Source organism: Leeuwenhoekiella sp. H156 (genome assembly GCF_052218455.1).
GTDB lineage: Bacteria > Bacteroidota > Bacteroidia > Flavobacteriales > Flavobacteriaceae > Leeuwenhoekiella > Leeuwenhoekiella parthenopeia.
Genome location: NZ_CP197499.1, coordinates 1,807,817 through 1,819,947 on the forward strand (window position 1 = coordinate 1,807,817; position 12,131 = coordinate 1,819,947).

Below are 12,131 nucleotides of genomic sequence, written 5' to 3' on the forward strand. Positions count from 1 at the left end.
ATGTACAATTTAATTGGAGCTGGATTAATCGTTATCGGTGGTGGTATCGGACTAGGACAAATCGGTGGTAAAGCGATGGAAGGTATCGCTCGTCAACCTGAAGCGGCTGGAAAGATTCAAACTGCGATGATTATCATCGGTGCACTTTTAGAAGGTCTTGCTTTCGGTGCGTTGATTTTAGGTAAATAATCCCAGTTTAAACAACTAAGCAATTCCTGCAACGGTTGGTTGCAGGAGTTGTTTTATTTAAAACATTAAATTAGAGATGGATCAATTATTAAATGATTTTTCCCCGGGCTTGTTTGTAATGCAAGCCGTTATTTTGCTGATTCTCATCTTGTTGATGAAGAAATTTGCTTGGAAACCTATCTTAAACTCTTTAGACGAGCGTGAGCAGGGAATCCAGGGTGCACTTGAGGCGGCTGAAAAGGCCCGTTTGGAGATGAAAAATCTTCAGGCTGATAACGAAAAGGCACTACAGGAAGCACGTATAGAGCGTGATGCTATGCTTAAAGATGCCCGTGAGATCAGAACAAAAATGATCGCTGAGGCTGAAGATGATGCTAAAGAGCAGGCTTCAAAAATTATCGCACAGGCACAGGAAGCTATTGAAGCCGAAAAACGCGCTGCAGTTGCAGAATTAAAAAATCAGGTAGCTGTACTCTCATTAGAAATCGCCGAGAAAGTGGTTAAAGATGAGCTTTCAGATAAGAATAAGCAGATGCAGTATGTAGAGAAAATGCTGCAGGACGCTAACCTTAATTAATATAAAAAGCAGTTCATGTCTTCAAGAGCAGCAATTCGTTATGCAAAAGCTATTTTAGATCAGGCCCGCGAAAAGGGAACTGAAGAAGTGGTTTTTGGTAACATGAAATCAATTAGCGCTACCCTCAATGCGAGCAAAGAATTGCGCAGTGTGCTTAAAAGTCCGGTCATAAAGGCTGAAGATAAGCGTGCTTCGTTACAGGCCATTTTTAAAGGCCATGATGTAAGTACCCTAAGTCTTATTGATCTTTTGGTCGATAAAAAACGATCTGCTATATTGGGAGAAGTGGCAGCAGCATACTTAAAGCTGTATAATACTTCAAAGGGTATTGTTTCGGCCAAAGTAACCACGGCAGTGGCTTTAGATCCGTCATTGGATTCAAAGATTTTGGCCAAGGTAAAATCCCTTACCGGTAGTGAGGAAGTTTCACTTGAGCATCACATCGACCCGAGTATTCTGGGTGGTTTTGTCCTGAGAATAGGAGATGTTCAATACGACGCCAGTGTGAGCAATCAACTGGATAAAGTACAAAAAGAATTTAGTAAACGTATATAATTAAAATGGGCTTTAAGTTTTTAAAGCCTGCTTAGATATCAAACAAAATGGCAGAAGTAAATCCAGCTGAAGTTTCATCAATTTTAAAGAAACAACTTTCAGGTTTTGAAGCCTCGGCTTCTTTAGACGAAGTAGGTACTGTACTTACCGTGGGTGATGGTATTGCCCGTGTTTACGGTCTTTCTAATGCACAATACGGTGAACTTGTAGAGTTTGACGGGGGCTTAGAAGGTATCGTACTTAACCTTGAAGAAGATAACGTAGGGGTTGTACTCTTAGGTCCTTCAAAAGAAATTAGTGAAGGAGCAACCGTTAAGCGTACCCAACGTATTGCTTCGATCAATGTAGGTGAAGGTATCGTTGGCCGTGTGGTTAACACACTGGGTCAGCCTATAGACGGTAAAGGAGCAATTCAGGGTGAGACTTTTGAGATGCCGCTAGAGCGTAAGGCTCCCGGGGTAATCTACCGTCAGCCGGTAAACGAGCCCTTACAAACAGGTATCAAATCTATAGATGCGATGATTCCTGTAGGTCGTGGTCAGCGTGAGCTTGTTATTGGTGACCGTCAGACCGGTAAAACAACGGTTTGTATTGATACCATTTTGAATCAAAAAGAATTTTACGACGCAGGTGAGCCTGTATATTGTATCTATGTAGCTGTAGGTCAAAAAGCATCTACAGTTGCAGGTATTGCCAGCGTTCTTGAAGAAAAAGGGGCTTTGGCTTATACTACAATTGTAGCTGCAAACGCATCAGATCCTGCTCCTATGCAGGTGTACGCTCCTTTCGCAGGTGCTGCAATTGGTGAGTATTTTAGAGATACGGGTCGTCCGGCTTTGATCATCTATGATGATTTATCAAAACAGGCGGTGGCTTATCGTGAGGTATCGCTTTTGCTTCGTCGTCCACCGGGTCGTGAGGCATATCCTGGAGACGTTTTCTTCCTGCACTCGCGTTTATTGGAGCGTGCTGCAAAAGTTATTGCCGATGATGAGATCGCAAAAAACATGAATGACCTACCGGATAGTTTAAAGCCTATCGTAAAAGGTGGTGGTTCATTGACTGCACTTCCAATTATTGAGACACAGGCTGGTGACGTTTCGGCATATATCCCGACTAACGTGATTTCGATTACAGATGGTCAAATCTTCTTAGATGGTGACTTATTCAACTCGGGTGTACGTCCTGCAATTAACGTGGGTATTTCGGTATCTCGTGTGGGTGGTTCTGCTCAGATCAAATCAATGAAGAAAGTTTCTGGTACTCTAAAACTGGATCAGGCGGCTTTCCGTGAACTGGAAGCTTTCGCGAAATTTGGTTCTGACCTTGATGCGGCTACACTTAGCGTAATCGAAAAAGGTAAGCGTAACGTAGAGATTTTAAAGCAGGCTGAAAACACGCCATATACGGTAGAAGATCAGATTGCGATTATCTATGCAGGTTCTAAAAACCTGTTGCGTAATGTGCCTATCAATAAAGTTAAAGAGTTTGAGCGCGATTATTTAGAGTTTCTTAATGCCAAGCACAGAGACGTATTAGATGCGCTTAAAGCCGGAAAGCTTACTGACGAGGCTATTGATACTTTAACTACGGTAGCTAACGATCTTTCATCGAGGTATAAAAAGTAATTCAGAATTCTAAATTCAGAATTTTGAATTGTTATGTCTTACGTTCCTAGAAATAATGCGATTGTTGATAAGTCATTTTATTTTGCCTGTGATATTGTTTTGTATTCACAAAAGCTGAAGTCGGCTGGTTTTTATGAAATAGCAAGTCAACTTCTGAAGTCAGGCACAAGCATTGGAGCAAATGTTAGGGAATCGCAAAGAGCTGTAAGCACTAAAGATTTTAAAAATAAATTGGGAATAGCGTTAAAGGAGGCTGAGGAAACTCAATATTGGATGCAGATCATAGACTATACTAAAGTCTTTAATGTGCCCGCAGAGCTCTCTGAAAAATGTGATGAATTATTGAAATTGTTGGTTAGCATAATCAAAAACTCATAATTCATAATTTATAATTCATAATTTAAGAAATGGCCAATTTAAAGGAAATACGTAACCGCATTTCATCAGTATCTTCTACGATGCAGATCACCAGTGCCATGAAAATGGTGTCTGCTGCAAAGTTGAAAAAAGCTCAGGATGCGATTACTGCAATGCGACCTTATTCTGATAAACTAACCGAGTTGCTTCAAAATTTGAGTGCTTCACTCGAAGGTGACAGCGGTAGCCGTTTTGCAGAAGAGCGTCCTGTAGAAAAGGTTTTGGTTGTTGCAATATCATCAAACAGAGGTCTTGCCGGTGCTTTTAACTCAAATATCGTTAAAGAGTCTAAGAACATTGCAGAGAATGCTTATGCCGGAAAACAAGTACACTTCTTGACTATTGGTAAAAAAGCAAACGACATCCTTAAAAAATCGTATCAGGTTATTTATAACAATAATGCCGTTTACGATGATCTTACTTTTGAGAATGTAGAGGAAATTGCAGAGCGTGTGATGACTTTATTTACTGATGGTGTGTATGACAAAGTAGAGTTGGTCTACAACTCTTTTAAAAACGCAGCAACTCAGGTAGTAATTCGCGAGCAGTTTTTACCAATTGTCCCATTAAAGGAACAGTTTGAAGATGTGACGCCTGCCAATGTGGATTATATTTTTGAGCCTTCTAAGGCCGAAATTGTAAAACAATTGATTCCAAAATCATTAAAGACCCAGTTCTTTAAGGGAATTCGTGATTCTGTAGCAAGTGAGCACGGCGCACGTATGACTGCGATGCACAAAGCGACAGATAATGCGAAAGAGTTAAGAGATCAGCTCAAGTTGACCTATAACAAAGCGAGACAGGCAGCTATTACAAACGAAATCCTTGAAATCGTGGGTGGTGCAGAAGCCTTAAACAATTAAGAAAATAATTTTTATCTTGAAGCCTCGCAATTTGCGGGGCTTTTTGGTTTAATCCCTATACCATCCCGACGGCTTTCGCGTTAACTCAAAAAGCAGTTTATGATGCACTTAAAATGGCTCTCACTTTTTATTCTGATGATAATTACGTCCTGCGGGGGCAGTTCAGAACTTGTAAATGATCCTCCTTTTAAAATTTTAGAAGCAGAAAAAGAACCTTTACAAGTAGACGGACATAAAGTATTTTTCCGTACCTCGGCTTTACCCCGGGATGTTGCTTTCAAAAGCATGTATTTTGGTCAGCGTAAGGCTACAGTACTTTGGGACACAGAGAACACTTACTATGCAGATTTCCCGTTGTATACATCAGATGGCGAGAAAGTCCTTTCTTCCAATATGGCTGAGGAGTCTAAAAATCCGTTACCCGTAATGCCTGTTGAAGTACCCCACGCGATTAAAGAGAATGAAGCCCTGTTACACTATTCGGTAGGAGAAGACAGTTTTTACACCATTTTTGAAGTGCAATAAGTCCCACAGTTTAGCTGGGGAATGCTACTTTTACATCTTATTTCAGCTTTAAAACCAACCTTTAAAAAGCTATTTCTTGAGCATCCTAAAGCGTTTTGTAAAAGATACGGCGGTCTATGGCCTGGCAACGATTTTGCCGCGTATTATGAGCGTGGTACTGGTTTATCTGCATACCGATAAGCTGGAGACTTCGGGCTACGCCGAAAACACTTCGTTTTACATTGGAGCCGCGTTTCTCAATGTGATGCTTACTTACGGTATGGAAACCGCTTTTTTTCGGTTTTTTTCAAAGGCGGAAGATAAACAGAGGGTGTATAGTACCGTCCTGATAGCACTTACCACAACAACATTGCTCGCTTTCGGCATCCTTTGGCTGTTTAAAACACCCATTTCTGAAGCTCTAGAACTGCCTGTACGCTATTTTGGTTATCTCCTGGGGGTGGTTATACTTGACGCCCTGGTTGTGGCCCCATTCGCGTATTTACGCGCCAAAGGAAAGGCACTGCGTTTCGCAGGAATCAAACTCATCAACCTTGCGATTTATGTAATTCTAAATATAGGTTTGCTTTGGGCCATTCCGCATTTTGGATTAAACTTCAGTTGGTATAGTACAGACGAGTATTTGGTTTATATATTTTTCGCAAACCTAATGGCCAGTGCGGTGACCTTTCTGCTCATTTTGCCTGACTTTTTCACGACCCGCCTTGTTTTTGACAAACAGCTCTTTGGCCAGCTCTGGCGCTACGGATGGCCGGTTTTGGTTGCAGGCCTCGCTTTTGTGGTCAATGAAAACCTGGATAAGCTCTTACTCGCCAATATGTTTGATGATAAAGATATTATGGGTGCCTATTCCGGTTGCTACAAGCTGGCTGTATTTATGACCATTTTTATTCAGGCGTTTCGATTAGGCGCAGAGCCTTTCTTTTTTAACCACGCCAGCAGTAAAAATGCTCCGGCAACGTATGCTACCATTCTCAAGTATTTCACAATAGCCGGTGCCTTGGGTCTTATGATCATCGTGTGTTTTATTGATTTTTTTAAAGACCTGCTCATCGGTAATGCCGATTATTTTATTGCGCTTGAGATTGTTCCCTACATTCTGCTAGCCAATTTATTTCTGGGTATTTACCACAATCTTGCGGTGTGGTATAAACTCACCGATAAAACGCTTTACGGAATGTATTTCTCGCTCGTTGGTGCCGGGCTAACCATTGGCTTAAACTGGTATTTTATTCCACTAATTGGTTTTATGGCTTCTGCTTACGCCACCGTGGCGGCTTACGGCGCGATGATGCTCATCTCGTACTATTTTGGGCAACGCCATTACCGCATTCCGTACAACAGCCTGCGCATTGTGCTTTATTTGTTTTTGGCAATGGGAAGCGCCCTGCTTTCGTTCTATATTTTTAGAGGAAATTACTTGGTCAATACCCTCTTTATTTTGCTTTTCGCAGGAATCACATTTGCGCTGGAAGGCCGCGAACTCAAACGAATTTTAACCAAAAAATCAGCATAAGTATGCAAATCAATATCATCAACAAGTCCAGTCACGACTTGCCCCATTACGAGACCGAAGCTTCAGCAGGAATGGACCTTCGCGCCGAGCTTGATGCGCCCGTAACCCTTAAACCTTTGGAGCGTGCCATCATCAAAACCGGACTTTTTATAGAGCTTCCCGTTGGGATCGAGGCACAGGTGCGTCCACGTAGCGGTCTGGCGGCTAAAAAAGGGATCACAGTGCTCAACGCCCCGGGAACTATCGACGCCGATTACCGTGGCGAAATCGGGGTGATTCTGGTGAATTTATCTAATGAAGATTTTACAATCGAAAGCGGGGAGCGTATCGCCCAGCTGGTGATTGCGAAGCACGAGCGCGCCCAGTGGAATCCTGTAGAGGTGTTGAGCGAAACTGCCCGCGGAGCAGGTGGCTTTGGAAGTACCGGCACAAAATAGCAAAGAGCTATTTTTGTCTTTTTCCGCGAAGGCGGAAAACTTTCAATATTCAACTGAAATTTTCAAAGCAGCTATCGCTCCCGATAAACTTCTAGGGAAACTCCCTTAAAAAACTCAAAACTTGAATCAGCCCAGAATACAATCGCTTTATACCTATCCGCTTAAATCTGCGGGAAGCGTTGCCTTGCAACAAACGCAGGTAGGCGACCTGGGTTTTGCCCACGACCGGGAGTTTGCACTGGTTAATGCCGAAAACAAAATCCTCACCGCCCGCGAAAAACCACAGTTGCTGCAGGTAGAGATTGCCTTAAAGGCTGATGTGATGGGGATTTCTGCGGAAGGAACTGCAATCGAAATTCCTTTAAAAGCCCAAGAAGAAAGCGTTTACGAGTTAGAGCTCTTTAAAAAACCGGCATTTGGGAAAGCGGTTTCCGGGAAAGCTGATGAATGGTTTAGCGGGCTCTTTAATGAACCTTTGCGTTTGGTGCGGCTGTATCCTCAAAAACTGCGTCAGGTAAGTGCGAAATACGCGTTAAACGAGGAGCATCCCATTTCGTTTGCAGACGGTTTTCCCATTCATTTGATCTCAGAAGCTTCGGTAGCTGATCTCAATACGCGATTAGAACAACCCCTTCCGGTGGAGCGCTTCCGGCCCAACATCGTGATTTCAGGAGTTGAAGCTTATGCCGAAGAAGCCTGGAAACAGGTTGTAATTGGCGATTGTGTTTTCGATGTGATTACCGCGACGCCGCGCTGTTCGCTCATTACCATCAAACCCGAAACTGGCATTTTTGACTCCAATCAGGAACCTTTACGCAGTCTTTCCGCTTATAAAAAAGAGGGAAACCAAATCAATTTTGGCGTGTACCTGATCCCAAAAACTACCGGGACTATTACTCTAACCGATTCCGTACATCTTAAATAGCTGTTAGTGAATTCGGCAAACAATCAAATCCTTTGTATTTTGCAACATCGCCGGCTGATTACCAGAAGCAGTCGGTGTCTATACCTACAATTAAAACACAAGAAATGAAAATCATTGTCCCTATGGCAGGCCGCGGTTCCCGACTGCGACCGCACACCCTTACAATACCCAAACCCCTGATTCCCATTGCCGGTAAACCCATTGTACAGCGCCTGGTTGAAGATATAGCCGGTGTTTTAGAAGAAAAAATTGAAGAGATCGCCTTTATCATTGCAGAGGATTTTGGCCCTGAAACCGAAGAAAACCTCAAAGCAGTGGCTCAAAGTCTGGGTGCAAAAGGCACGATTTACTATCAGGATAAACCTCTGGGAACCGGGCACGCCATTATGTGTGCTCAGGATTCGCTAAGCGGACCCTGCGTGATCGCTTATGCCGATACACTTTTTAGGGCCGATTTTGCGTTAGACAAGGAGGCAGACAGCGTAATCTGGGTAAAACAGGTTGCAAATCCGCAGGCCTATGGTGTGGTGTCGCTTAATGAGGCTGATGAAATTACCGGCCTGGTTGAGAAACCGGCCGAGTTTGTATCAGACCTTGCAGTGATTGGCATCTATTATTTTAAACAGGGCGAAGTGCTTAAACAGGAACTTCAGGCGGTTTTAGATGCCCAATTGATGCACGGCGGCGAGTACCAGATCAACGACGGTATCAAGCAAATGCAGGCTAAAGGCTACGTCTTTAAGCCCGGAAAAATTGACGAGTGGATGGATTGCGGAAATAAAAACGTGACGGTGGAAACTAACGGCAGAATGCTTCAGTTCTTGCATAAAGAAGGGAAGCATCTCGTTTCGGAAACCGCAAAACTGGAAAACGCATCGATTATTTCGCCCTGTTTTATTGGCGAAAATGCGGTGATTAAAGACAGTACTGTGGGACCTAACGTGTCTGTTGGTGCCGGAACAGTGATTAAAAACAGCAGTGTTTCTGAAAGTTTGATTCAGAATTTCAGTACAATTACTAATGCGCAGTTAAAAAATGCGATGATAGGCAATCATGCCAAATTCGATGGTAACTTTACCGCGATAAGCATCGGGGATTACTCCGAATTGATTTAGATTTTATAGATGAAATGGCTCTCGCTCATACTCGTATTCTTTTTGTTTTCGCCTTTGGCGGAAGCACAGGAGCCCAGTCCCCTGCAAGATGAAAATGTGGATGAGCTTGAAGATGTGACCGATGATTTTCAGGAGCTGTTTTTTGAAGCCCTGAAGCAAAAAGGGATCGAAAACTACGACCGGGCCATCACAGCTCTGGATAAATGCATCAATCTGCGCCCGCAGGAACCCATTTTATATTTTGAAAAAGGGAAAAATGAAGCCGCATTAGGCAACCTGCAGCAGGCTGAAAATAACTACCTCAAAGCCCTTCAGCTCAAGCCCAATCAACAGGACATTATGGAAAGCCTGTATGAGGTCTATTACGCCCGTCAGGATTTTGAGAAAGCGATTGATCTGGTGAAGGACCTGGCGAAATTTGATTTGCGTTACGAGGAAGATTTGGCGCGTATTTACGTGCTTAAAGGAGATTTTGAGCAGGCGATTAAGGTGCTTGATAAACTGGATGCCGAGTTGGGTAAAGACGCCTATCGCAATCAGATTCGCACTCAGGCTTTAGCCCTGAGCGGAGGAGATTTTAAAGAGCAGATGCTTTTGGAAAAAATCAAAGCCAGTCCGCAGGAGGAGCAAAATTACCTGAACCTGATCTATGTATACAGCGAGCAGGGCAAGACCGATAAAGCTTACGCCACTGCTCAAAAGTTGCTTAAGGTGAATCCGCAGGCAGACGAAGTACATCTGGCGCTTTATAAATTCCATTTGGAAGAAGGAGCTGTTCCGCAGGCCTTAAAATCACTCGAAAAAGTGATGAAAAGCAAGCGTATTGATCCAAAAGCCAAACACAGCGTACTCAATGATTTTTTGATTTTCGCAGATCGCAATCCCGAGTATCAGCCCGAACTGGAGGAAGCCATCGCGCTGTTTTCTGAGGAAGAAAATACCGATGTAAGCGAAGAATTAGGCGCCTATTACCTGAAAAATCAGGAAACCGATAAAGCCTTATCCTATTACGAGTCTGCTTATACAAATGAACCGACAGATCTGGGTGTCCTGCGCAATTTAACCCTACTTAAACTAGAAGCCGGGCAAAATAAGGAAGCTGCTGCTTTGAGCGAGGAGGCTTTAAGCCTGTATCCTGCTCAGGCTGTGTTTTATTTGGCTTATGGTGTGGCTCAAAATGAGCTGGGTAACTTTAAAGACGCAGTAAGCTATCTCGAGATGGGCATAGATTATGTAGCGGAAAACCCAAAAATGGAGGCCGATTTCTACCGGCAACTGGCTCGTGGCTATACCGGTCTGGGTGATGCCGCAAAAGCGGAAACCTATCAAAAACGCCTCATAAATCTGAATCAATAAATGCAAACAGTATATAGAATTCTCATTCTTGTTTTAGTTGTAAGCCTTTCGGCGTGTAAATCTACCCGAAGCGTAGCCTCAACCGAAGACATGGAATCTGCAAAAATTATCGCTTCCCATTACGATACCCATCCGCAGTTTGAAACCCTGGCGGCACGTTTAAAAATCCGCTATCAGGATCCCGGAACCAATCAAAGCGTGACCGTAAGTCTGCGTATGAAAAAGGGAGAAGCCATCTGGATGAGCGCTTCGGTACTGGGGATTTCGCTTGCTAAAGCGATGATCACACCAGATCGGGTGCAGTTTTACGAGAAAATAGACGGTTCCTATTTCGACGGAGACTTTGAATTGCTCAGCGAGGTGCTGGGCACCGAACTCAATTACGAGCAGGTAGAAGCCCTGCTTTTGGGGCAGCCTATTTACGATTTACGCAGCGGTGGTTTTAGTGCCGGGCCTACTTCTACGCGTTATGTGATCGCTCCGCGAAAGCAATCTGCGCTGTTTGATCTGTTTTTCTATTTGAATAGCGGTTCGTTTACGCTTCAGCAGCAACGTTTAACGCAGCGGGAAGAAAGTCGTGATCTGGTGGTTGATTATGGAGATTTTACCCGGGAACAGGCCGGTTATTTTCCGTCAGAAATACACGTAAAAGCTCAGGAAGGCGATAAAACCACCCTGATTGATATCGAATACCGCGGTTTAGATTTTAATACGCCGGTAAGTTTTCCTTTTTCAATACCTTCGGGGCTTAAAGAAATCGAATTGTAATGCAGTCATCCCGCTTTTACAAACTCCTCATTTTTATGATGCTCCTGTTGGGGGCTTCAACGCTTTTCGCCCAAAACGACCGTCAGGCTGAACTCGAGCGCCAGCGCCGCCAGTTGATGAGCCAGATTGAAGAGCTGAGCAAACTGCGTCAAAACAACAAAAAAGACGAGCGCAATGTGCTGAGTCAGGTTGAAGATCTGGATTCTAAAATCAAAACCCGCCAAAACCTCATTAAGGTTACAAACAGTCAGGCCAATTTGCTCACGCAGAAAATAAACCAGAACATTAATAAAATAAGCAATCTGCGCGACGAACTCGAAAAGCTTAAGACCGATTATGCCGCGATGGTCGAAAAGTCATACAAAAGCAAGAGCAGTCAGAGCCGGATTATGTTTTTGCTGTCTTCGGAAAGTTTTTTGCAGGCTTATAAGCGGGTGCAGTATATGAAGCAGTACAGCAATTACCGCAAAAAGCAGGGCGATCAAATTAAAGAGCGCACCGAATTGCTGAAGCAAACCAACAACGACCTTATAAAGCAGAAGGAAGAAAAGCAGCAGCTTATTGCCCAAAACCGCGAAGAGCAGGAAAAACTGGAGGCCGAGAAAAAGCAGCAAGATGCGCTTATTGCCAAAATCAGGGAGAAAGAGTCAACGTATGTGGCACAAATTCGCGAAAAGCAAAAAGCCGCAGATCGTATTGATAAAGAAATTGATCGAATGATACGCGAGGCTATTGCGGCTTCTAAAAAGGAGACCGGGGCCGTAGCTACTAAAGTTGAAAAAGCGGGGGAGATGCCTACCTTTAACCTGACTCCGGCAGCCAAAGCCCTGGCAAGTGACTTTGCGTCCAACAAAGGGCGTATGGATTGGCCGGTAGAACGAGGCAGAATTTACAAACGCTTCGGGACTTCTCAGCATCCTACTTTACCAAATATTACGACCTACAACAGTGGGGTAGAGATTGAAACTGCTCCCGGGAGCGTTGCACGTGCCGCTTTTAAAGGTACGGTTCAACAGATACAATTGATACGTGGCGGAGGTTATACTATAATTATACGTCACGGAAATTACCTTACCGTCTACCAAAACCTTAAAAACCTTAAAGTTAAAGTAAATGATGAGGTTTCAACCAAGCAGGCCTTGGGCGAAATAGCCGTAAACTCCTTCACCGGTAAAACCATCCTGAAATTCCTGGTTTACAAAGATTCTCAGCGCCTTAACCCCGAAGAGTGGGTGTATAATATGTAGATTTTCTAAGTAA

General features: G+C 43.7%; 14 protein-coding genes. All 14 read left to right on the top strand.

Annotated features, from left to right (window positions below):
- Complete coding sequence (gene atpE, locus ACSSS3_RS07795) at positions 1–189, top strand: ATP synthase F0 subunit C (RefSeq protein ID WP_004569351.1); 189 nt, start codon at positions 1–3, stop codon at positions 187–189.
- 76 nt (positions 190–265) lie between these two features.
- Entirely contained in the window at positions 266–766 is a 501-nt protein-coding gene (locus ACSSS3_RS07800; protein WP_442847097.1) for a F0F1 ATP synthase subunit B, read from the top strand.
- A 15-nt stretch (positions 767–781) separates the two neighbouring features.
- Positions 782–1,321, top strand: coding sequence for an ATP synthase F1 subunit delta (gene atpH / locus ACSSS3_RS07805; RefSeq protein ID WP_228229247.1), 540 nt, complete (start codon positions 782–784; stop codon positions 1,319–1,321).
- Positions 1,322–1,368: 47 nt separating this feature from the next.
- Positions 1,369–2,949 (top strand): F0F1 ATP synthase subunit alpha, encoded by a 1,581-nt coding sequence (gene atpA, locus ACSSS3_RS07810; RefSeq protein ID WP_228229246.1) that lies wholly within the window; start codon positions 1,369–1,371, stop codon positions 2,947–2,949.
- Positions 2,950–2,982: 33 nt separating this feature from the next.
- On the top strand, positions 2,983–3,327 hold the full coding sequence (locus ACSSS3_RS07815) for a four helix bundle protein (RefSeq protein WP_442847098.1): 345 nt from the start codon (positions 2,983–2,985) through the stop codon (positions 3,325–3,327).
- Between the two features lie 29 nt (positions 3,328–3,356).
- A complete protein-coding gene (atpG, locus tag ACSSS3_RS07820; protein WP_442847099.1) occupies positions 3,357–4,229 on the top strand; it encodes an ATP synthase F1 subunit gamma in 873 nt (290 codons plus the stop codon).
- A gap of 99 nt (positions 4,230–4,328) precedes the next feature.
- A complete protein-coding gene (locus ACSSS3_RS07825) occupies positions 4,329–4,754 on the top strand; it encodes a hypothetical protein (RefSeq protein ID WP_442847100.1) in 426 nt (141 codons plus the stop codon).
- 76 nt (positions 4,755–4,830) lie between these two features.
- Complete coding sequence (locus tag ACSSS3_RS07830) at positions 4,831–6,270, top strand: oligosaccharide flippase family protein (RefSeq protein WP_442847101.1); 1,440 nt, start codon at positions 4,831–4,833, stop codon at positions 6,268–6,270.
- 2 nt (positions 6,271–6,272) lie between these two features.
- The gene (gene dut, locus ACSSS3_RS07835; RefSeq protein WP_442847102.1) at positions 6,273–6,707 is read left to right on the top strand and encodes a dUTP diphosphatase; all 435 of its coding nucleotides are present in this window, start codon (positions 6,273–6,275) and stop codon (positions 6,705–6,707) included.
- 121 nt (positions 6,708–6,828) lie between these two features.
- Positions 6,829–7,632, top strand: a complete 804-nt coding sequence (locus ACSSS3_RS07840) for an MOSC domain-containing protein (RefSeq protein ID WP_442847103.1) — start codon at positions 6,829–6,831, stop codon at positions 7,630–7,632.
- A gap of 104 nt (positions 7,633–7,736) precedes the next feature.
- A complete protein-coding gene (locus tag ACSSS3_RS07845) occupies positions 7,737–8,747 on the top strand; it encodes a sugar phosphate nucleotidyltransferase (protein WP_442847104.1) in 1,011 nt (336 codons plus the stop codon).
- Positions 8,748–8,756: 9 nt separating this feature from the next.
- Complete coding sequence (locus tag ACSSS3_RS07850; RefSeq protein WP_442847105.1) at positions 8,757–10,103, top strand: tetratricopeptide repeat protein; 1,347 nt, start codon at positions 8,757–8,759, stop codon at positions 10,101–10,103.
- Entirely contained in the window at positions 10,104–10,871 is a 768-nt protein-coding gene (locus tag ACSSS3_RS07855) for a DUF4292 domain-containing protein (protein ID WP_442847106.1), read from the top strand. It abuts the gene before it with no gap.
- Complete coding sequence (locus ACSSS3_RS07860) at positions 10,871–12,118, top strand: murein hydrolase activator EnvC family protein (protein WP_442847107.1); 1,248 nt, start codon at positions 10,871–10,873, stop codon at positions 12,116–12,118. The genes ACSSS3_RS07855 and ACSSS3_RS07860 overlap by 1 nt, the downstream gene beginning before the upstream one ends.
- The last annotated feature ends 13 nt before the right edge of the window (positions 12,119–12,131 follow it).

What these genes read in the sequence shown, in the direction of transcription:
- ACSSS3_RS07800 (WP_442847097.1), top strand. Translation starts at nt 266, where the DNA reads ATGGATCAATTATTAAATGATTTTTCCCCGGGCTTGTTTGTAATGCAA.
- ACSSS3_RS07855 (WP_442847106.1), top strand. Translation starts at nt 10,104, where the DNA reads ATGCAAACAGTATATAGAATTCTCATTCTTGTTTTAGTTGTAAGCCTT.
- atpG (WP_442847099.1), top strand. Translation starts at nt 3,357, where the DNA reads ATGGCCAATTTAAAGGAAATACGTAACCGCATTTCATCAGTATCTTCT.
- ACSSS3_RS07845 (WP_442847104.1), top strand. Translation starts at nt 7,737, where the DNA reads ATGAAAATCATTGTCCCTATGGCAGGCCGCGGTTCCCGACTGCGACCG.
- ACSSS3_RS07860 (WP_442847107.1), top strand. Translation starts at nt 10,871, where the DNA reads ATGCAGTCATCCCGCTTTTACAAACTCCTCATTTTTATGATGCTCCTG.
- ACSSS3_RS07825 (WP_442847100.1), top strand. Translation starts at nt 4,329, where the DNA reads ATGATGCACTTAAAATGGCTCTCACTTTTTATTCTGATGATAATTACG.
- dut (WP_442847102.1), top strand. Translation starts at nt 6,273, where the DNA reads ATGCAAATCAATATCATCAACAAGTCCAGTCACGACTTGCCCCATTAC.
- ACSSS3_RS07815 (WP_442847098.1), top strand. Translation starts at nt 2,983, where the DNA reads ATGTCTTACGTTCCTAGAAATAATGCGATTGTTGATAAGTCATTTTAT.
- atpH (WP_228229247.1), top strand. Translation starts at nt 782, where the DNA reads ATGTCTTCAAGAGCAGCAATTCGTTATGCAAAAGCTATTTTAGATCAG.
- atpE (WP_004569351.1), top strand. Translation starts at nt 1, where the DNA reads ATGTACAATTTAATTGGAGCTGGATTAATCGTTATCGGTGGTGGTATC.
- ACSSS3_RS07850 (WP_442847105.1), top strand. Translation starts at nt 8,757, where the DNA reads ATGAAATGGCTCTCGCTCATACTCGTATTCTTTTTGTTTTCGCCTTTG.
- atpA (WP_228229246.1), top strand. Translation starts at nt 1,369, where the DNA reads ATGGCAGAAGTAAATCCAGCTGAAGTTTCATCAATTTTAAAGAAACAA.